Raw genomic sequence first — 19894 nt, 5'->3', positions numbered from 1 at the left:
GCGCCGCCACTGGCTCCGCTTCACCGCCCGATGGCCCTGGACCGATGCCATCACCCACGCGATCGACAGGCTCCACGGGCCGGGGAAACGGCCTGACGCGGTTCTTCCGCTGGGCGAGTCCCGCGCCGCCTGGAAAACTCCCCCAGCGCCTACACCAAACGCTCAAAGTCGTCCTCTGACGCAACGCCCAGCCGCAGACCCCGTCACCTGACCCCACCACCTCACCGTTACTCGCCCATTGCCCGGTGACAGGCAATATGACTAGCCTGTGTTCGTTATGCCGATCGACCGTTGAAATATCGAACACAGTCACCACAGACACAAGGGAGGGAGCCGACCGTGGGACGCCTAGTACCTGCCGTGACCCGGGCGCTCGACATATTGGAGCTCTTCCTCGACGGGGACGGCACACTGTCCGCCCCTGACATCGTGCGCAAGCTCCAGCTGCCCCGCACCACGGTGCACGAGCTGGTCACCACGCTGGCCGCCCGCGGATACATCGTCGCGGTGCAGGGCCAGCCGGGCCGCTACCGCCTCGGAGTGCGGCCGTACCAGCTCGGCAGCCGGTACGCCGAGCAGCTCGACCTCGCCGCCGAGGGCCTGCAGGTCGCCCGGTCCGTCGCCGAGACCTGCGACGAGACCGTGCACGTGGCGATCCTGGAGTACACGGACGTCATCTACATCGCCAAGGTCGACTCCACGCACGCGGTCCGCATGGTCTCCGCCGCCGGCCGTCGCCTCCCGGCGCACTGCACCTCCGTGGGCAAGATGCTCCTCGCCTCCCTTTCCGAGGCCGAGCTGAGCGCCCGTATCCCGGACGACGCCGACCTGGTCGCCATGACGCCCAACAGCATCACCGACCCGGCCGCCCTGCGCGAGGCCCTGGCGCGGATCCGTGAGCGAGGTCTCGCCGTGGAGAACCGCGAGTCCAACCCGGACGTCTCCTGCGTCGCCGCCCCGGTCCGCGACCGCGCGGGCAAGGTCGTCGCCGCGCTGTCGATCTCCGTCCCCATGATCCGCTGGAGCGACGAGCGCCGTATCGAGCTGGAGCAGCTCGCCGCCAAGGGCGCCGCGGAACTCTCCGAGCGCCTCGGACACCGGAGCGTGGCATGAGCACATACGAAGTAGCGGTACGGGCGGAGGCCACCCTCGGTGAGGGCCCCACCTGGGACGCCGAAGCCCAGCGGCTGATCTGGATCGACATCCTCGGCTCCCGGGTCCACACCTACGACCCGGCCTCCGGCCGCCGCACGGTCCTCGTCACCGAGCAGCACGTCGGCGCCGCCAAGCCCCGCGCCGGCGGCGGCCTCGTCCTCAACCTCCGGGACGGTGTCGGGCTGCGCGACACCGACGGCGGCTTCCGCTGGCTGCACCACGAGCCGGTCCCCGGCCGCCGCGCCAACGACGCCGCCGTCGCCCCCGACGGCTCCCTCTTCGCCGGCACCATGCGCTACGACGAGGCCCCGGGCGGCGGCACGCTCGCCCGCTTCACCGCCGACGGCCTCGACCGGACCGTCCTCGACGACGTCGCCGTCAGCAACGGCACCGGCTGGAGCCCCGACGGACGGCTGATGTACTACATCGACTCGCCGACCCGCCGGATCGACGTCTTCGACTACGAGACCGGTCAACTGCCCGTCAACCGGCGCCCGTTCATGACGATCGAGGAGGGCGGGGGCTTCCCCGACGGCCTCACCGTCGACGCCGAGGGCTGCGTCTGGGTCGCCCTGTGGGAGGGCGGCGCCGTCCGCCGCTACACCCCATCCGGCGAACTGGACCGGGTGATCACCCTCCCGACCCCCCGCCCCACGGCCTGCGCCTTCGGCGGCGCCGACCTGACCGACCTGTACATCACCACGGCCCGCATCGGCACCGAGACCCCGCACCCGCTGTCGGGCTCGCTGCTGGTGGTCCCGGGCGCGGGGAAGGGACTGGCCCAGCCCGCGTTCGCCGGCTGAGCCTCCGGGGTCACAAGTCCGGCCGCCTTCGTCACAGACCGGCCGCCTTGCGTTCCTCCGCCGTGAGCGGCGCCCCCTCGAGCGGTGGCTTGAGGGGGCCGAACGCGGCGGCCAGGAGCACGCCGGGGGTGAGGAGCACCTCCGGGCCGCGCTCCAGTGAGGTCACATCGGTCAGTCGGCGGGCGATACGGCCGTTGCCGGTGGCGGTGAGGAGCACACGGTTGACGTACGCGGCCACCACCCTGTCCCGTAGGGTGGGGCCGCTCTCCGTGGCGCCCTCGTAGAACACGTCCTGGCCGGTGGCGAGATCCCAGGCCGTACCCACCGGACGGGCCAGCGCCTTCTGCACCCGCCGGGCCAGACCCGGTGCGCCCCACCCCCGGCGACGGATCACCTCCCTCAGTACCACGGCACTCTGGGCCGCGATCGTCATACCGTGCCCGTAGACCGGGTTGTACACGGCGAGCGCGTCCCCGACGACGGTGAAGTTCTCCGGCCAGCGCGGCATCCGCTCGTAGAAGTAACGGCGGTTGGCGGTGGAGCGGGTGAACACGACATCGCCCAACGGCTCGGCGTGGGTGAGCAGTTCACCGACGGCGGGGTGCCGCAGCTCCTCGCGGGCGAACCGTACGAAGTCGTCGTTGTGCGGGGACGGTTCGCCGCCCCGCGTCCCGGACAGGGTGACGATCCACTTCCCGTCCTCGATCGGAAGGAGGAACGCCGACCGGCCGGGGCCCTCCTGCCGGGTGTCGGCCGTCACACTGACGACGGGGTAGCCCCGCCGGGCCCCTTCGGGGGCGCGGTAGACGCGGGAGGCGTACGCGAGACCGGAGTCGACCACGCGCCGCCGCGGTTCGGGCAGCCCGAGCGCCGCCAGCCACCCGGGCGCACGAGAGGAACGGCCGGTGGCGTCGACGACGAGACCGGCGTCGAGTACGCGCTCGGTGCCGTCGTCGTGGCGGACGCGCACCCCGGTGACAGCGGCACCGGTGCCGACGAGCCCGAGCACCTCGGTGCGCTCGACCAGCTCGACCCGGGCGTCGTCCAGGACGGCCGCGCGGACGGTCGCGTCCAGCAGGTCCCTGCTGCACAGCAGGTTGCGATGGGACACGGGCCAGCGCCGGAACCAGCCCTGCGGCGACAGGATCACCATGTCGGTGGTGACCGCCTGCCGGTGCGCCCCCGCCGCCGACAGCCGCTCGGCGGCGCCCGGCACGAGGTCCTCCAGCGCCCTCACCCCGCCGGACCACAGCATGTGGGCATGGCGGGCCTGCGGCAGGTTCCGGCGCGGCCCCGGCCCGTCGGGCAGCGCGTCCCGCTCGACGACGGTGACCTTGTCCACGAACCCGGCCAGCGCGCGGGCGGCCAGCATCCCGGCGTGCGAGCCGCCGAGCACGACGGCGGAGCGAAGCGGCTGGTCGGCCCGGTCGGATGCGGGGCGTTCATTCATGTACGGGCACGCTGCTCTCTGCTGCGGAGGCGGCCGCGAGGGTGCGCACCGCCTCGATCTCGGCGGTCTGGCGAAGCACTTGGGAGACGGTCTCGATGTCCTGGAGCAGGTCGGCGGGGCTGACGACATGCGTTCCGGCGACGTGCCTCCCGGCGACGTGCCTCCCGGCGACGTGCCTCCCGGCGACGTGCCTCCCGGCGACGTGGCTGCCGGTGACGTGCGAGCCGGCCCCCTGGGGCGAGACCTCGCGCGCGGCGATGGCGTCCCGGATGGTCACGGCGGCGGCGAGGGCCTTCGCCCGGCCGGGCTCGTGACCGAGGCCGAGGGCCGCGTCGTACGCGCGTCGGCGCAGGTCCTCGTCGAGGTGGCGGGCCAGTTGGAGCAGGGCGTCGCGGATGAAGGTCTCGCGGCGGGTGAGGCGCAGCTCCGGCGTGGCACGCAGCGTGAAGGGGACACCGGAGCCGTTGACGGTCCTGGTCAGCAGATACAGGGGCCGCAGTCGCCGGTGGCTCCTCCGCACCTGCCAGCGGTCGTGCAGATACTGTCCGCCGTGCGGCAGGATGAACCCGACCGCGATGAAGATGCCCGCGATGGCGACGACCGGCGGCGCCAGATGGGTGCTCAGCCAGTCCAGGTCGTGCCCCGTCCAGCGGGCGACCACCGCCGTGAGCTTCAAGGCGTCGAACACCAGGTTGAGCGCGTAACCGGCGCCCAGCGCCTTCAGGCCGCCGCGCAGCCACAGGTCCAGGCCGTCCGTACGGACCCAGTTGCGGATCAGCCGGAAGGTGATCACGCAGGCCACCGTGTGCGCGACGAGATAGAGCAGGATCTCCTCGCGCATGAAGGGCGTGGTGGCGTAGTACGTGTCGAGGTCGCGCAGCCGCTCCCGGGGGACGTCCGCCAGCGCGAACAGCACCCACAGGAGGACGATCACCGAACCGTACCCGGCGACGACCCAGCGCCGGGCGCGACGTGTCGTCGCCGATCGGTCGGCCGGGCCGTTGCGCCAGGCGACGATCAGCAGCAGACAGGACGCGCAGAACGCGGTGATGAGGGAGTACACCCAGGGCGCGGCGATGTTCGGCACGCCGACGACACGGTTGGTCCACGCGATGATCGAGGGCACCGCGAACACGAACACACAGGAGGAGAGCAGCAGCAGTCCGCCGACCGCGCGCAGCAGCGAGTCCTTCCACAGCTTCACGATGCTGGGCAGCTTGATCACCAGGGCGGCGGTCAGTACGGCTGTGGGGATCCAGAACGAGATGTACAGCTCGCCGAAGAAGTCGGCAGGACTCATGGCCGTCCTCATGCCCGTCCTCATCCACGGGGCTTGCGATAGCCCAAGGACGCCTGGATGGCCTGCCCCACGGGGTCGGCGGGATGATCTCCCCCCTGCCCGGTGTCCACACAGGACCGGAAGGCGGTGGCGAGCCGGTGCCCGAAGTCCTCGGCCTCCCGCTCGTCCGACGCGTGCGAGCCGTTGCGGGCGGCGATGGGGGTGCCGCCCCGCTCCAGGGCGGCCGACAGCTCGGGGGAGAGAACGATGGGCGCGAGATGACAGTGCCCGGCGTGCATGTGCCACAACTCATGCCCCAGGATGACCAGTTGCTGCACGGCCTCCGCGCGCTCCTCGACGATCACCAGGTCGAAGTCCGGGAACTCCATCCACAGCCCCGTCACCTCGAACTCGTCCGGAAACCGCTCGAACCGCAACTCCACCGGCCGCCCCCCACGCCGAGCACTCATCTCGGCACACAGCGCGGCGCCCAACTCCCGCACGTCGACGGGCGCGTCGAGCCGCGCCCGCACCGCTCTGGTGAGAGCGGCGGTCAACTTCCGCATCTCGGCGCGGGACCGGGAGGGCCAAAACGCGAACACGGCCCGACCTTACGTTCCCGACGCCGCCGACACCATGGGGTCCCGGCGATTGTAGGGTGCCGTCGAACGATGGCTGGGCATCAGCCCCTTAGAGGGGCGCGGGGCTGTATCGACATGCGGCTGACGCCGCGTGGGCGCGACAAGCCACACACGACCCGCACCCGCCCGACCTGCGCACCCGCCCGACCGGCGCACCCGCCCGACCTGCGCACCCGGCAGACGCTGAGTGGCACGGCCCCATTGACTCCCCCCGCCTCCGACCATAACGTCCCGTTCGCCTCAACGATCAACATCCGGAATACCGAACAGCGAACGCCCCGCCCCGCACCGCACACCACACACCCCACCCCGACCCGAAGGGCCCGGCCCCCCATGACCCGCACCGCCCGCTTCACCCTCGACCCCGCTTTCAAGGTCGGCGAGGTCAACCCTCGACTCTTCGGCTCCTTCGTCGAACACCTCGGCCGCTGCGTCTACACCGGCATCTACGAGCCGGACCACCCGACGGCCGACGAGGCGGGCCTGCGTACCGACGTCCTGGACCTGGTCCGCGAACTCGGCGTCACCACGATCCGCTACCCCGGTGGCAACTTCGTCTCCGGCTACAAGTGGGAGGACTCCGTCGGCCCCGTCGAGGACCGCCCCCGCCGCCTCGACCTCGCCTGGCGCTCCACCGAGACCAACCGCTTCGGCCTCTCCGAGTACATCGCCTTCCTGAAGAAGATCGGCCCCCAGGCCGAGCCCATGATGGCCCTCAACCTCGGCACCCGCGGCGTCGCCGAAGCCCTCGAACTCCAGGAGTACGCCAACCACCCCGCCGGCACGGCCCTGTCGGACCTCCGGGTCGCGCACGGCGACAAGGACCCCTTCGGCATCAAACTCTGGTGCCTCGGCAACGAGATGGACGGCCCCTGGCAGACCGGCCACAAGACGGCGACGGAGTACGGCCGTGTCGCCGCCGAGACGGCCCGCGCGATGCGCCAGATCGACCCGAGCGTCGAACTCGTCGCCTGCGGCTCCTCCAGCCAGTCCATGCCGACGTTCGCAGCCTGGGAGGCGACGGTCCTGGAGGAGACGTACGACCTCGTCGACCACATCTCCCTGCACGCCTACTACCAGCCCGAGGACGGCGACGTCGACTCCTTCCTCGCCTCCGCCGTCGACATGGAGTCCTTCATCGAGAACGTGGTCGCCACCGCCGACCACGTGGGCGCGAAGCTCAAATCCAAGAAGAAGATCAACCTCTCCTTCGACGAGTGGAACATCTGGTACATCTCCAAGTGGCACGAGATCGAGGACTCCGACGCGAGGGACTGGGCGGAAGCCCCCCGACTGCTGGAGGACAACTACAGCGTCATGGACGCGGTCGTCTTCGGTTCCCTGCTCATCGCCCTGCTGCGGCACGCCGACCGCGTCACCGTCGCCTGCCTCGCCCAACTCGTCAACGTCATCGCCCCCGTCATGACCGAGCCGGGCGGCCCCGCCTGGCGCCAGACGACGTTCTTCCCCTTCGCCCAGGCCTCCCGGTACGGCCGCGGTCAGGTCCTCGACGTACGTGTCGACTCGCCGACGTACGAGACGAAGAAGTACGGCGAGGCGGATCTGCTGCACGCGACGGCGGTACGGGCGGACGACGGGTCGGTGACCGTGTTCGCGGTGAACCGGGGCCGTGACGCGGCGCTGCCGCTGGAAGTGTCCCTGAACGGACTGGAGTTGAGCCGGGTCGTCGAGCACAGCGTGTTGGCGGACGCCGACCCGGACGCGCGGAACACGTTGGCGGAGCCGGAGAGGGTGAAGCCGCGGGTGGTCGACGGCACGAGCCTTCAGGACGGGAAGCTGACCGCTGTCCTCGAACCGCTGTCCTGGAACGTGATCCGGCTCGGCTGAAGGGGCGCGGGTGCCGGGCGGCGGTGAGAATCAGGCGACAATGGCCCCATGAGGATCTCTGCACGGGCGGATTACGCGGTACGGGCGGTGCTGGAACTGGCGGTGCGGCAGGAGAGCGGGCCGGTGAAGGCGGAGGTCATCGCCACCGTGCAGGAGATCCCGCACAAGTTCCTGGAGGGGATCCTCGGCGACCTGAGGCGTGGCGGGTTGGTGACCAGCCGACGGGGCGGCAGCGGCGGGTACCAGCTCGCCCACGCCCCCGCCGAGATCACCGTCGCGGATGTGATCCGTACCGTGGACGGCCCCATCGTGTCCGTACGCGGTGAACGCCCCACCGGCCTCACCTACACCGGCTCCGCCGAACCCCTGCTGCCCCTGTGGATCGCCCTGCGCGCCAACGTCCGCCGCATCCTGGAGGGCGTCACGATCGCCGACCTGGCGGCGGACGCCCTGCCCGACCCGGTGAAGGAGCTGGCGGCGGAACCGGCGGCCTGGGAGAACCCGTAGCACCCGCAGAACCCGTAAGTCTCCACCAGATCGTTACCTCGTCCTCAGTATTTCCTCAGCTTGGCCTCATACGGTGGCCCGGTCAATCCCTATCTACCCGGTAGGAAAGCCAGGAAAGAAAGACGGGACGTAAGAGACATGCGGACGCTGGTACTGCTCGCGCTGGCGGGCCTGGGCGCCCAACTGGTGGACGGCAGCCTGGGCATGGCCTACGGCGTGACCTCGACCACGCTGCTGCTCGCCATGGGCACCAACCCGGCCGCCGCCTCGGCCACGGTCCACCTCGCCGAGATCGGTACGACGCTGATGTCGGGCGCCTCGCACTGGCGTTTCGGCAACGTGGACTGGAAGGTCGTCGCCAGGATCGGCGTACCGGGAGCGGCGGGCGCGTTCCTCGGTGCCACCGTCCTGTCGAACCTCTCCACCGAGGCCGCCGGCCCGGTGATGTCGCTGATCCTGCTCGGCCTCGGCCTCTACGTCCTGTCCCGCTTCACCCTGCGCGGCCTGCCCAAGGAGCGCCTCGGTCAGCCGCTGGGGAAGCGGTTCCTGTCCCCGTTGGGCCTGGTCGCGGGCTTCCTGGACGCGACGGGCGGAGGCGGCTGGGGCCCGGTGGGGACCCCGGCGCTGCTCGCCAGCGGCCGCATGGAGCCCCGTAAGGTCATCGGCTCCATCGACACGAGCGAGTTCCTCGTCGCCGTGGCCGCCAGCCTCGGCTTCCTCTTCTCTCTCGGCTCCCAGGGCCTCGACTGGCTCTGGGTCGGTGCCTTCCTCCTCGGCGGCCTGATCGCCGCCCCCATCGCCGCCTGGCTCGTTCGCCTCGTCCCCCCGCGGGTCCTCGGCTCGGCGGTGGGCGGCGTCATCATCGTCACCAACGTCCGTACGCTCCTGAAGAGCGACTGGATCGCGGCGTCCGGAACGGTGAGTGCGGTGGTGTACGTCGCGGCCTACGCCCTCTGGGCCGCCGCCCTGACGTACTCGATCCGCGCCCACCTGAAGGACCGGACGGCGGAGCCGGCGGCCGCCGAACGGCAGCCCGTGACGGCCTGAGCCTGTGACAGCCGACCCGGCCGGGGGATCCGTCACGGTCTCGGATCCCCCGCCCGGAGCCGGCTCCGCCACTCGGCCGCTGACCCCGCCGGCTCAGGCGCTGTCGACGCCGACCGTGACGGTCGCCTTGTAGCCGTCCGCCGCACCGCTTCCCAGCGCGGTGAGCGTCAGCAACGCGCTGGGCGCCCCTCCGTCGTCGTAGACGCTGTCTTCCGAGAGGGCTGTCTGTCGGCGTGGTGTTGTCCGAGTACGGGGAGGTCGCCAATGAGACTTTGTGTGCAGATGTGTTGACCTCTGTTCAGATCATCTTCTAGTTTGCGGGAGCCATCGAGTCGCCGATCTGTGTCAGCCCGTCAGTGAGTTTCACCAGCGCAAACTGCTCAGAAGGGGATGTCGTGCCACGAAAGAACCACCGCCGCACAGCCGGCCTCAGTGCACTGCTGGCCTGCGCCACGGCTTTCGGGGGAGCACTCGCCTCCCCCGCGTCCGCCTCCCCCGCCTCCACCGAGGTGGCGCCGCCGCCCGTCAGCGACTTCCGCGGGGTCAACTGGGCCGACCCGCGCGACAACTACGCCGACGACGCGGTCGTGCCCTCGGGCCTGTCCACCTCCGACGGCTACACCACGACCCGCGCCAAGTCCGCCGCGATCATCGGCGGCTTCGCCAAGCTGGGCGCCAACACGGTCCGCCTCCCGGTCAACCCGACCTCCGTCAACGGCCCGTTCTGGAAGTCGTACCGGGGCGCGATCGACGCCGCCACCGCGAAGGGTTTCAAGGTCATCCTGGGCTACTGGGAGGCCGACAACGCCAAGGACGGCAGGATCGACAGTAGGGCCGCCTACGACCAGATGTGGGCGCGGATCACCTCCGCCTACGGGCGCAACTCCAAGGTGTACTTCGAGCCGATGAACGAGCCGTTCGGCTACACCTCCCAGGAGTGGCGCGACATCGCCGCCAACTGGCTGACGACCCACCGCTTCATCCCCCGCGAGCGCATCCTCGTCGGCGGCATCAAGTACAGCGAGGACGTCAAGCCCGTCTGCGTCGACAGCCGCCTGAACGGCACCCGGATCGCCCTGCACAACTACGGCTTCTGGCACACCGACTGGACCAGCTACGACCAGTGGAAGCAGGACTTCAAGGAGCGCATAGGCGACTGCGCCTCACGCACCATCCTGGACGAGTTCGGCGCCACCATGACCTCCGGCCTGAACTACAACGGGCCCATCAACGGCTCCAGCGAGATCGCCTACATCCAGGCGGCCACCGACACCATCCGCGAACTCGGCCTGGGCTCCGTCTACTGGCCCGGCCTGCGCAACGGAGACACCTACTCCCTCACCACCCTCCAGGGCACCGGCACCAACCTCACCCTGAAACTGAACAACCAGACCGGCCTGGACCGCCTGCACTGGGCCTGGAGAAAGTAACCGCCGCCCCCCAGGAGTGCCCTCATCCCCGAACCACGAGGGCACTCCGACGCACGGCGAATCGGGGGTCACCATGAGGCCGCTTGACATGTGTTGAGGTGTCGTGAGGTGATCCACACGCCGTGACCTCTGGGGGAGATGCCGTGTCGTACATAGCCGTAACGCTTGCTGGTGCTGACTCACCGGGTGAGCATCTTCAACTGGCGGCCTTCACGGCCATGGCCGCGGTCTTCTTCATCTGGGTGGGACGGAGGCAGCGCCACACCGGGCGCAGCCTGATCGCCCCGAACGAGACGATGAGAACCGCCGATCAGCTGGTCGCCCCGCCCCCACCCAGCCGCGGTCGCCGAACCGCCGGGTGCGTGTGGATCGGCGTGGGGGGTGTCTTCGTCCTGCCGACCGTGTTCAATGTCGTGTCGGCGATCCAGGGACTCATCGGCTAGGGCCCTAGGCCTGCGGGGGCCTGCCCATCGCGTCGGTGGGATTCCCGGCCCGCCTCACCCCAGCCGCATCGCCAGAGTCACCGTCGAACCCGCCTCCGCCCCGTCCGTCGTGACCGTCAGGCGGTCTGTGACCAGGTGGGCCAGCCAGAGGCCTCGGCCGGGGCAGTTGGATGTGAGGCCGGGGAGGAGGTCGGGGAGAGTGGGGGTGAAGCCCGGGCCGTGGTCGGTGATGCGGCATTCGAGTTCGGTGGGGAGGCGGCGGAGTTCCAGGTGGCCTTGGCCGCCGGCGTGTTCGACCGCGTTCGTCGCGATCTCGCTCACCGCGAGGGTGAACTCGCCGAGGCGTACGCCGGTCAGGCCCGCCGCGGCTGCCGTGTCCTCGACCTGGGCGCGTACCTGGGGGAGGTTGTCGGCGGTGAAGTGGCGTTTCAGCAAGAGTGTTTCGGGGGCGAGGGCCGGGCCCTCGGCATAGGGGCCCTCGGTACAGGGGCCCTCGGTTCCGCCGTCTGTTTCCCCGCGCGGCATCACTGCCGCCTCCTCTCGCTGGGCGTCAAAAGCGAACTGGCAACACGTTGCCCACGCTAGTGCCCCGACAGGCAACGTTCGCCCCGTCGCGACGCCCGGCACGCACTCTCGCCGCACCGGCCGAAAGCCCAAGTACATCCAGTCCATCTACGGGGACTTCCGGCCGGCACACCGAGAGCACGCACCGGACGCCGCTCCTTGACGGGCAAACGTTGCCTGCCGGGGTACTAGCCGCGCTCGCCCGATGAGTACCCAGGGAATCGAGAGGGCATGAGGTATGGCCGTAATCGCATGAAAACGATCGGGGCGTGATTGTTCCTGGCCGGGCTCGGTTGATCGGTGTGCGTCAGCTCGTGCCGTCCTTCGTGACCGCCGCTATCGACTCCAGCACCGCCCTGGGGTTGCCGTTCGGCGTCATCGCTTCGCCGATCCGTTGGCGGATCGTGGTGGCGACCCGGGACCAGTTCGTCTCGGCGACCGGGTAGAGCTGGAGGTTCTGCAGGGTGTCGAGGCCGTTCCACAGGGGCTGGTGGCCTTTGTCGGCGCGCATCGCGTCGGCGGCGGGGGTGGTGACGGGGAGCAGTTCGTACTGGGCGGCCTGTTCGATGACGTACTTGTCGCTGTAGAGGAAGTCGAGGAACTGTCCCATCGCGGCGCGGTGGTCGTCGTTCTTGAAGGCGATGACCCAGTCGGCGGTGCCCATGGTGAGGGTGGTCTCGCCGTCGCGGCTCGGCAGGGGGACGGAGCCGTAGGGGACGGAGTCGGAGGAGTCCTCGATCTGGCGGATCAGGGAGAGCGGGCCGTTGACCATGGCCGCGTCGCCGGTGAGAAAGGCCTGGACGGCGGCATCGCGGTTCAGCTCGCCGGGTGCGACCGGGCCGGTGAGGCCCTCGTCGACCAGGTTCTCCTTCAGCCAGGTCAACGTCTCCACATTGGCGGCGGAGGCGATGTCGTAGTTGTTGGTGCTGTCGGTGTAGCCGCCGTCGCCGGACAGCAGCCACATCAGGGTCTCGGCCTCGGCCTCCTCCGGGCCGAGCGGCACGGCGATCGGGTATGTCACGCCCCGCTCCTTCAACTGCCGTGCGGCGGCCAGGAGTTCGTCCCAGGTCTTCGGGGGCTCCAGCCCTGCCCGGTTGAAAAGGTCCCGGTTGTAGTACATCAGCCGGGTGCTCGCGGTGAACGGCAGCCCGTACTGCTTCCGGTCCATCTCGCCGGCGTTCACGAGGCTCGGTACGAAGGAGGCCTGGACCGGGACCGACAGCAGTTCGTCCGCGCTGTAGAGGAGGCCCTCGGCGGCGTACTCCGAGTAGCCGTCCGTCTGCACGATGTCGGGCGCCCTGCCCTGTTCGACCAGCTCGGCGACCTTCTCGTCGATCTCGCCGGGGTCGTAGACCTGGACGTCCACGTCGATGTCAGGGTGCTCGGCGGTGAAGGCCAGGGTGAGGCGGCCCCAGTAGCCCTCGGAGTTCTTGTGGACGTTGTCGCCGTAGTTGGTCGCGACGACGGTCAGGGAGACGGAGCCCGCCTCCGCGTCCGTGTCCCCACCGCAGCCTGACACTCCGGCCGCGAGTGCCAGCGCGGCCGTGGCCGCCACCACCATCCGGGCGTTCTGACGCACCGTTCACCACTTCCAGCCGAACCTGGGACACACGTGAGTACAGGGACACATGGGCATACGGGCACTGACCTCGCACGCACGCGTATGCGAAGGGCTTGATCGTATGGTGCGTGCTCGCGCGGTACGGGGCCGTGGCGTTGCGTTCTGATTCCAAGGCTGTGTCCGAGGCTGTGACGGGGGTGACCCGAGGCGGCCTGTGGACAACAGGAAGTACGGATTCGACGCCTGCGTCGTTCAGGTCGTGGCACGACACGACATGACACGGCCCAGCTGCGGCCACCGGCCGCGCCTCGGCATCGGTGACGCCCGGTGAACCCGAGGTGAACTCCCGGTACTTCAGGCGAGGGCTGCGAGGTGAAGGCCTCACGAGGCGCGAGTCCGTTGCGCGTTTCGTACAACTTCCGCCCGTGCCCTCGTGTCGTAACCCACACAGACCTCCAACTCGAACCGCCTCGCGAAGGGTCGCTTCACCATGGCTACACGCAGAACGTTCACCACCGCCGTCGCCCTCACCGTCGCGCTCGGCGGTGCCCTGCTGGCCGCGCCCACCGTGCAGGCCGCGCCGGCGAGCAAGGCCTCGCTCGTGTACGAGAAGGGCGAGCTGTGGTTCAAGGCCGCGCCGGGGCAGGCGAATCGGCTGACGGTCACCGGGAAGATCGTGCCGGGGGAGCAGGACTGGGAGGCCTTCTACGTCCTCACGTTCGACGACCGGTACGACATCACCCTTGCCGCGGGCGCGTGTTCGTACCCCAAGGACTACGACCACACCACCGCCGAGTGCAAGGTCCCCATCCCGGTGGGCTCAGACGACTCCGACATCTACGACGTCAACGTCGGCGACGGCAACGACACCGTGACGATCGCCAACTCCCTCGGCGCGTACGCCTCGATCTACGGCGGCGCCGGCGACGACGTCCTGCTCGGCAACAACTCCGTCGTGCTGTACGGCGAGGACGGCAACGACCGCACCGACGGCGGTGGCGGTGTCTGGTGGGTCGGTTCCTTCGGCGGCCGGGGCAACGACACCATGACCAACTGTGTCTCCACGTGCCGCGGCGGCGCCGGCAACGACAGCCTCACCGGCGGCCCCAGCCCGGAGGACTTCGACGCCAACGCGCTCTTCGGCGACTCCGGCAACGACATCCTGCGCGGCAAGGCCGGCGCCGACCTCATCCGCGGCGGCACGGGCAACGACCGCATCTACGGCGACCAGGGCGACGACCGGCTGTACGGCGAGGACGGTAACGACACGATCTACGGCAACAGCGGCAACGACACGCTGTACGGGGGGAAGGGTAAGGACAAGCTCTACGGGGGGCCGGGGAAGAACAAGGTCCACCAGTAACCGACGGCAGGAACGACAGAAGGCGTACGTCCGATGGGGCCATCCCCGGACGTACGCCGGCCGTCTGTCTCGGACCTCACCCCATGGGGCTCAGCCCACCTGGTTGTACATCGCCCCCGCCGACGGCCACCCCTGCGGCTCAGGGACCGGCTCCGGCTCCGTACGGCCGCGCACCTGCGCCGCCGTGAGGCCCTGGGCGGCACCCGTGGCGCGGCGGCCCGCGGCAGCGAGGCCGGGCATGCCGGTCTGGGCGACGGGCTGGAGGCCGGGGGCCGGCATGCCGGCGGCGGGCGCGGCCACGGGCGTCGGCATCGGGGCCGGTGTCGGCATCGGGGTTGGTGTCGGCATCGGGGTTGGTGTCGGCATGGGGGCCGGTGTCGGCATCTGCATCGGCGCCGGGGCGGGGGTGGGTGCCGGGGCCGCGAAGGTCATCGCGGCGGGGACCGGGGTGGGCGTGTTCATCGACTGGGCGGCGAGGCCCGCCATACCGGCGCCGTTGGTCTCGCCCATCAGCCTGTCCACGGCCGCCGTACCCGAGCTGTAGCTGGTCCCGGTGCCCAGCTCAGGTACGGCGGCTCCCCTCCTGGACCCGTAGAGAACCGACTCCAGGCCTGACACCAGGCGACGCACGTCCACCTGGGGCCGGACCGCGAGCCGCAGGAAGCGACTGGACGAGCCGACCTTGTTGCCGCACTCGCGGACCAGGATCCGGTGCTCGGTGAGCAGCCGGTCCCGGACCACGGTGCCCTCGGCGCCGACGGGAAGGCGCACGAAGAGGAAGTTCCCCTGCGACGGGTACACCGTCAGACCGGGGAGGGCGGAGAGCTGGCGGGACATGTCCAGGCGGTCCCGGCGCACCTGGTGCAGGCTCTCCATGTACTCGGCGCCGTGGTTCTTCAGCATGAACACCACGTGCTCGGCGAAGGAGTTGAGGTTCCACTTCGGCAGCATGGAACGGACCTTCCCGGCCAGTGCCGGGTTGGCGACCATGTAGCCGAAGCGGATGCCGTGCAGACCGAAGTTCTTGCCGAGGCTGCGCAGCACGACGACGTTGGGGCGCATGACCGCGTCCTGGACGGTGCTCGGCTCCTGCTCGGCGTCGGCGAACTCCAGGAACGACTCGTCGATGACGACCAGGTCCAGGTCGGCCATCGCGTCCATGAACTGCACCAGGGCGTGCCGGTGGATGAAGCCGCCGTCGGGGTTGTTCGGGTTGCAGATGACGGCGACCCTGGTGCCGCGGGCGCGGATGAACTCGGCGTACTGGGCGAGGTCCAGGGCGAAGCCGCTGGACTCCTGGAGCGGGAACATGTCGACCCGCTTGCCGGTCTCCATCGGCTGGTCGGTCCAGCGGCCGAAGGTGGGGACGGGGACGGCGAGGGACTCCCGGACCAGCAAGTGGTCGATCCAGGTGATGAGTTCGGTGGATCCGTTGCCCATCGCCACGCACTGCGGCGGCAGTTGGAGCAGGTTGCACAGCTCGGCCGTGATGGTGTCGGCGCTGCTGGGGTAGTACGTGATGATGTCCCGCAGCTTGCTCGCCATGTCGTCGAACATGGCGGGCGTGGGGAAGTAGGGATTGCACGGTATGCAGAAGTCCACCGGACCGACCCCGTCGCCGCCCTCGCGCGCCAGCGCCGCCATCGAGGGGCTGTGCGCCGCCGTGCTGCGGAACAACGAGGTGACGTTGTCGGCCATGGAACCTCCGCTAGGGGGCGGACCCGCTGGGGACGACCGGGTCCGACGACTAAGGGTGGCCCGCGCGGGGGAGCACGGGCCGTCCTTACATACGGAGGCTTGAGTGGCGCTGTTCAACGGCTGAGGATTTGGTGGGAACTTGTGAGAAGCCTGTGAAGAAGGCCGGTTTTTCACATGCCGAAGGAGTGCACCGTCGTCGAGTGGTACACCTGCCCCGGCCGGAGCACCGTCGACGGAAACGCCGGCTTGTTCGGCGAGTCCGGGAAGGCTTGCGTCTCCAGGCACACCGCGTCGCCCTGGCGGTAGGCCCTGCCACTCGTCCCGACGAGTGTGCCGTCCAGGAAGTTCCCGGAGTAGAACTGCATCCCCGGCTCGGTCGTCGCCACGGTCAGCGCACGGCCCGACGCGGGGTCCCTCAGCGTGGCAACCGGCTCCGGCTCCGTCGTCCCGCCCTTGTCCAGCACCCAGTTGTGGTCGAACCCCTTGGCGTGCAGCAACTGCTCATCGGCCGCCCGGACATCCGCCCCGATCGCCTTGGCCCGCCGGAAGTCGAAGGGCGTGCCCTCGACCTCGGCCAGCTCCCCGGTGGGGATGAGCCCGGAGTCGACGGGGGTGTAGCGGCCGGCGGCGATCTCCAGCTCGTGGTCGTGGACGGACCCGCTGCCCTCGCCCGCGAGGTTCCAGTAGACATGGCTGGTGAGGTTCACGACGGTCGCCCTGTCCGTCGTGGCCTCGTAGTCGATACGCCACTCGCCCCGCTCGGTGAGGGTGTACGTCACCTTCACATCGAGCGTGCCGGGGTAGCCCATCTCGCCGTCGACGCTCGTGTAAGACAGACACAGGCCGACGTCCGAGCCCTTCTCGAACGGCTCGACCTCCCAGACGACCTTGTCGAAGCCCCCGGCACCGCCGTGCAGGCTGTTGTCGCCGTCGTTGACGGACAACTGATATGTCTCGCCGTCCAGTACGAAGCGGCCCTCGCCGAGCCGGTTCCCGTACCGGCCGATCAGCGCCCCGAAGTACGGGCTGGAGGCGACGTACTCCTCGATGGTGTCGAAGCCCAGGGAGACGTTGGCGTACGTGCCTTTCGCGTCCGGGATCTCCAGGGTCTGCACGATCCCGCCGTACGACAGGACCTTGATCCGCGTTCCGCCGTTCTCCAGTGACCAGCGGTGGATCTCGGTACCGTCGGCGAGCTTGCCGAAGAGTTCCTTCACGGGTTGCTCCTCTCACATGAAAAGGGGCCCCGCCGCTCGGCGAGGCCCCTTTCAGGTGCGGTCAGTTGCCGCCCTTGCGCTTGTTCCACACATCGAACCCGACCGCGGCCAGCAGGGCCAGGCCCTTGATGACCTGCTGCCAGTCGGTGCCGACGCTGAGGAGGTTCATACCGTTGTTCAGCACGCCGAGGACGACACCGCCGATGATCGCGCCGAGCACGGTGCCGACACCGCCGCTCATGGACGCGCCACCGATGAACGCGGAGGCGATCGCCTCCAGTTCGTAGCTCAGACCGGCCTTCGGCGAGGCGGCGTTCAGCCGGGCGGCGATCGCCAGACCCGCAAGGGCCGCGAGCACGCCCATGTTCACGAAGACCAGGAAGGTGACCTTCTTGTCCTTCACACCGGACAGCTTCGCCGCCGGCAGGTTGCCGCCGATCGCGTAGATGTGCCGGCCGAAGACGGAGTTGCGCATCAGGTAGCCGTAGCCGACCACCAGCGCGCCCAGGATCAGCAGGATGATCGGCGCGCCCTTGTAGCTGGCGAGCAGCATGGTGACCGAGAGCAGCGCGGCCGTGATGGCGACCAGCTTGAGCAGGAAGATGTTGCGCGGGACCACGTCCAGGGCGAACTCCTGCTGACGCCTGCGGTCACGCATCTCCTGGATGACCACGAAGGCGATCATGGCGAAGCCCAGCAGCAGCGTGATGTTGTGGTAGTTGGTCTGCGGGCCGGTCTCGGGCAGGAAGCCGTTGCCCATCTTCTGCAGGCCGTCGGGGAACGGGCCGAGGGTCTGGCCCTCCAGGAAGATCTCCGTCACTCCGCGGAAGACCAGCATGCCCGCGAGGGTGACGATGAACGACGGTATGCCGAGATACGCGATGAAGAACCCTTGGGCCGCGCCCGCCACGCCACCTGCCAGCAGACAGAGCACCACGGCGACCGGCCACGACACATCGTGCTGCACTGTCAGCACGGCCGCGAACGCGCCCACGAAGGCCGTGAGCGAACCGACCGACAGGTCGATGTGACCCGCGACGATCACCAGCATCATGCCGATCGCGAGGATCAGGATGTAGCTGTTCTGCAGCACCAGGTTGGAGACGTTGCGCGGCAGCAGCAGGTCACCGTCGGTCAGGATCGCGAAGAAGGCGACGATCAGACCGAGGGCGATCAGCATGCCGTACTGGCGCATGTTGCGGCGCAGTCCGTCCAGCATCAGCTGCAGCAGATTGCCGCCCGTGGCCGATCCGGTCCCGCCCGGCGGCGCCGGGGCCGGGCTCTTGGCGGTCACATCCGTGCTCATCGGGTTACCTCTTTGTCCTTCGTCATCTGACGCATCAGCGATTCCTGCGTGGCCTCGGCACGCGGGAACTCACCCGTCAACCGCCCTGCGGCCATCGTGTAGATGCGGTCGCACATCCCGAGCAGTTCCGGCAGCTCGGAGGAGATGAAGACGACCGCCTTGCCTTCAGCGGCCAACTTGTCGATGACCGTGTAGATCTCGTACTTGGCGCCGACGTCGATGCCACGCGTCGGCTCGTCCAGGATCAGCACATCCGGACCCGCGAAGATCCACTTGCTGAGGACGACCTTCTGCTGGTTGCCGCCGGACAGCTTGCCCACCGGCTCGAACACCGTCGGGGCCTTGATGTTCATGGTCTTGCGGTAGCGCTCGGCGACCTGGCGTTCCTCGTGCTCGTCGACGACGCCCCGCTTCGCGACCTTGCGCAGGGCGGTCAGCGAGATGTTCCGGTTGATGGTGTCGATGAGGTTGAGGCCGTAGTGCTTGCGGTCCTCGGTGACGTACGCGATGCCGTGGCGGACCGCCTCGGCCACCGACTTCGTACGGATCTCGGTGCCGTCCTTGAGGACCGTGCCGCCCGCGTAGCGGCCGTAGGACCGGCCGAAGACGCTCATCGCGAGCTCGGTGCGGCCGGCGCCCATGAGGCCCGCGATCCCGACGATCTCCCCGCGCCGTGCGTGGATCGACACATTGTCGACGACCTTGCGCTGCTGGTCGATCGGGTGGAGCACGGTCCAGTCCCGGATCTCCAGGGCCGGTGCCGCGCCCACCTCCGCGTCGTGCGGGGTGCGCTCGGGGAAGCGGTGGTCGAGGTCGCGGCCGACCATGCCGCTGATGATCCGGTCCTCGGTGGTCTCCGGGGCCTTCACATCGAGGGTCTCGATGGACCTCCCGTCGCGGATGATCGTCACCGAGTCGGCGACCTTGCGGATCTCGTTGAGCTTGTGGGAGATGATGATCGAGGTGATGCCCTGCTTCTTCAACTCCAGGATGAGATCGAGGAGTTTGCCGCTGTCCTCGTCGTTCAGGGCGGCGGTCGGCTCATCCAGGATGAGCAGCTTCACCTTCTTGGAGAGGGCCTTCGCGATCTCCACGAGCTGCTGCTTGCCCACGCCGATGTCGGTGACGCGGGTCTCCGGGTGGTCGTCCAGACCGACCCGGCGCAGCAGCTCGGTGGCGTGCCGCAGGGTCTCCCGCCAGTCGATGAACCCGCCCTTGGCGTGTTCGTTGCCGAGGAAGATGTTCTCCGCGAGGGAGAGGTACGGCGACAGCGCCAGTTCCTGGTGGATGATGACGATGCCGCGCTCCTCGCTCGCGCGGATGTCCTTGAAGTGGCACTCCTCTCCCTCGAAGAGGATGTCGCCTTCGTAGCTGCCGTGCGGATGGACGCCGGAGAGCACCTTCATCAAGGTGGACTTTCCGGCGCCGTTCTCACCGCAAATGGCATGGACCTCGCCCTGGCGGACGGTCAGTGTGACGTCCGACAGTGCCTTGACGCCGGGAAAGGTCTTGACGATCGAGCGCATTTCCAGGACGGGTCCCGCCATGGTCGTGCCTTCCAATCAGAGTTGGTTCGGGGATT

At 69.3% G+C, this 19894-nt stretch carries 16 protein-coding genes and 2 pseudogenes; 8 read left to right on the top strand and 10 right to left on the bottom strand.

The window, feature by feature from the left end; translation table 11 throughout:
* Positions 1-339: 339 nt before the first annotated feature.
* Positions 340-1113, top strand: a complete 774-nt coding sequence (locus CES90_RS17820; RefSeq protein ID WP_189781190.1) for an IclR family transcriptional regulator — start codon at positions 340-342, stop codon at positions 1111-1113.
* Positions 1110-1958 carry an SMP-30/gluconolactonase/LRE family protein gene (locus CES90_RS17815; RefSeq protein WP_189781189.1) on the top strand — a complete coding sequence of 283 codons (849 nt, stop codon included), beginning with the start codon at positions 1110-1112 and terminating at the stop codon, positions 1956-1958. Before CES90_RS17820 ends, CES90_RS17815 begins: the two co-directional genes overlap by 4 nt.
* A 31-nt stretch (positions 1959-1989) precedes the next feature.
* On the opposite strand, the gene CES90_RS17810 is transcribed toward CES90_RS17815, so the two are convergent.
* The 3 genes from CES90_RS17810 to CES90_RS17800 are packed head-to-tail and all read right to left on the bottom strand — an operon-like array spanning position 1990 to position 5289.
* On the bottom strand, positions 1990-3408 hold the full coding sequence (locus tag CES90_RS17810; protein ID WP_229913620.1) for an FAD-dependent oxidoreductase: 1419 nt from the start codon (positions 3406-3408) through the stop codon (positions 1990-1992).
* Positions 3401-4708: an MAB_1171c family putative transporter gene (locus tag CES90_RS17805; RefSeq protein WP_229913619.1), complete on the bottom strand. Its 1308-nt coding sequence runs from the start codon at positions 4706-4708 to the stop codon at positions 3401-3403. The genes CES90_RS17810 and CES90_RS17805 overlap by 8 nt, the downstream gene beginning before the upstream one ends.
* Before the next feature lie 20 nt (positions 4709-4728).
* Complete coding sequence (locus CES90_RS17800; protein WP_189781187.1) at positions 4729-5289, bottom strand: toxin-antitoxin system, toxin component; 561 nt, start codon at positions 5287-5289, stop codon at positions 4729-4731.
* Between the two features lie 372 nt (positions 5290-5661).
* Here CES90_RS17800 and arfA point away from each other — a divergent pair, with 372 nt between their 5' ends.
* The 3 genes from arfA (at position 5662) to CES90_RS17785 (ending at position 8730) form a co-directional block, all read left to right on the top strand.
* On the top strand, positions 5662-7176 hold the full coding sequence (arfA, locus tag CES90_RS17795) for an arabinosylfuranosidase ArfA (protein ID WP_189781186.1): 1515 nt from the start codon (positions 5662-5664) through the stop codon (positions 7174-7176).
* A gap of 48 nt (positions 7177-7224) precedes the next feature.
* Positions 7225-7683 (top strand): RrF2 family transcriptional regulator, encoded by a 459-nt coding sequence (locus CES90_RS17790; RefSeq protein ID WP_189781185.1) that lies wholly within the window; start codon positions 7225-7227, stop codon positions 7681-7683.
* Positions 7684-7821: 138 nt separating this feature from the next.
* Positions 7822-8730, top strand: a complete 909-nt coding sequence (locus CES90_RS17785; RefSeq protein ID WP_189781184.1) for a sulfite exporter TauE/SafE family protein — start codon at positions 7822-7824, stop codon at positions 8728-8730.
* A 93-nt stretch (positions 8731-8823) separates the two neighbouring features.
* Here the strand turns inward: CES90_RS17785 and CES90_RS49630 are convergent.
* Positions 8824-8992: pseudogene (locus CES90_RS49630) on the bottom strand (protocatechuate dioxygenase); the annotation flags it as partial.
* A 133-nt stretch (positions 8993-9125) separates the two neighbouring features.
* Here CES90_RS49630 and CES90_RS17780 point away from each other — a divergent pair.
* Entirely contained in the window at positions 9126-10160 is a 1035-nt protein-coding gene (locus CES90_RS17780; protein ID WP_189781183.1) for a cellulase family glycosylhydrolase, read from the top strand.
* A gap of 122 nt (positions 10161-10282) precedes the next feature.
* Positions 10283-10603, top strand: coding sequence for a hypothetical protein (locus CES90_RS17775; protein ID WP_229913618.1), 321 nt, complete (start codon positions 10283-10285; stop codon positions 10601-10603).
* Positions 10604-10657: 54 nt separating this feature from the next.
* Here CES90_RS17775 and CES90_RS17770 read toward each other — a convergent pair whose 3' ends face one another.
* Entirely contained in the window at positions 10658-11128 is a 471-nt protein-coding gene (locus tag CES90_RS17770) for an ATP-binding protein (RefSeq protein ID WP_189781182.1), read from the bottom strand.
* A 346-nt stretch (positions 11129-11474) separates the two neighbouring features.
* Positions 11475-12746, bottom strand: coding sequence for an ABC transporter substrate-binding protein (locus tag CES90_RS17765; RefSeq protein WP_229913617.1), 1272 nt, complete (start codon positions 12744-12746; stop codon positions 11475-11477).
* A 472-nt stretch (positions 12747-13218) separates the two neighbouring features.
* Here CES90_RS17765 and CES90_RS17760 point away from each other — a divergent pair, with 472 nt between their 5' ends.
* Positions 13219-14091, top strand: a complete 873-nt coding sequence (locus tag CES90_RS17760; RefSeq protein WP_189781181.1) for a calcium-binding protein — start codon at positions 13219-13221, stop codon at positions 14089-14091.
* Between the two features lie 90 nt (positions 14092-14181).
* Here CES90_RS17760 and CES90_RS17755 read toward each other — a convergent pair whose 3' ends face one another.
* The 4 genes and pseudogenes from CES90_RS17755 to mmsA all read right to left on the bottom strand — a co-directional run bounded on the left by CES90_RS17755 (position 14182) and on the right by mmsA (position 19859).
* Positions 14182-15789, bottom strand: a complete 1608-nt coding sequence (locus CES90_RS17755; protein ID WP_189781180.1) for a pyridoxal phosphate-dependent aminotransferase — start codon at positions 15787-15789, stop codon at positions 14182-14184.
* Between the two features lie 170 nt (positions 15790-15959).
* Positions 15960-17012, bottom strand: a pseudogene (locus tag CES90_RS17750) (aldose epimerase family protein); the annotation flags it as partial.
* A gap of 55 nt (positions 17013-17067) precedes the next feature.
* Positions 17068-18312 (bottom strand): multiple monosaccharide ABC transporter permease, encoded by a 1245-nt coding sequence (gene mmsB, locus CES90_RS17745; RefSeq protein WP_189781178.1) that lies wholly within the window; start codon positions 18310-18312, stop codon positions 17068-17070.
* Positions 18309-19859 carry a multiple monosaccharide ABC transporter ATP-binding protein gene (gene mmsA / locus CES90_RS17740; protein ID WP_189781177.1) on the bottom strand — a complete coding sequence of 517 codons (1551 nt, stop codon included), beginning with the start codon at positions 19857-19859 and terminating at the stop codon, positions 18309-18311. The genes mmsB and mmsA overlap by 4 nt, the downstream gene beginning before the upstream one ends.
* Positions 19860-19894: the final 35 nt, after the last annotated feature.

The sequence above is a fragment of the Streptomyces capitiformicae genome, assembly GCF_002214185.1.
Lineage (GTDB): Bacteria > Actinomycetota > Actinomycetes > Streptomycetales > Streptomycetaceae > Streptomyces > Streptomyces capitiformicae.
Note: the sequence above shows the minus strand (reverse complement) of the source record. Positions and strands in the feature narration are given on the sequence as shown.

Coding starts and splice junctions, on each gene's coding strand:
- CES90_RS17815 (WP_189781189.1), top strand. CDS start 1,110: ATGAGCACATACGAAGTAGCGGTACGGGCGGAGGCCACCCTCGGTGAG.
- CES90_RS17810 (WP_229913620.1), bottom strand. CDS start 3,408: ATGAATGAACGCCCCGCATCCGACCGGGCCGACCAGCCGCTTCGCTCC.
- CES90_RS17805 (WP_229913619.1), bottom strand. CDS start 4,708: ATGAGTCCTGCCGACTTCTTCGGCGAGCTGTACATCTCGTTCTGGATC.
- arfA (WP_189781186.1), top strand. CDS start 5,662: ATGACCCGCACCGCCCGCTTCACCCTCGACCCCGCTTTCAAGGTCGGC.
- CES90_RS17790 (WP_189781185.1), top strand. CDS start 7,225: ATGAGGATCTCTGCACGGGCGGATTACGCGGTACGGGCGGTGCTGGAA.
- CES90_RS17785 (WP_189781184.1), top strand. CDS start 7,822: ATGCGGACGCTGGTACTGCTCGCGCTGGCGGGCCTGGGCGCCCAACTG.
- CES90_RS17770 (WP_189781182.1), bottom strand. CDS start 11,128: ATGCCGCGCGGGGAAACAGACGGCGGAACCGAGGGCCCCTGTACCGAG.
- CES90_RS17760 (WP_189781181.1), top strand. CDS start 13,219: ATGGCTACACGCAGAACGTTCACCACCGCCGTCGCCCTCACCGTCGCG.
- CES90_RS17755 (WP_189781180.1), bottom strand. CDS start 15,789: ATGGCCGACAACGTCACCTCGTTGTTCCGCAGCACGGCGGCGCACAGC.
- mmsB (WP_189781178.1), bottom strand. CDS start 18,312: ATGAGCACGGATGTGACCGCCAAGAGCCCGGCCCCGGCGCCGCCGGGC.
- mmsA (WP_189781177.1), bottom strand. CDS start 19,859: ATGGCGGGACCCGTCCTGGAAATGCGCTCGATCGTCAAGACCTTTCCC.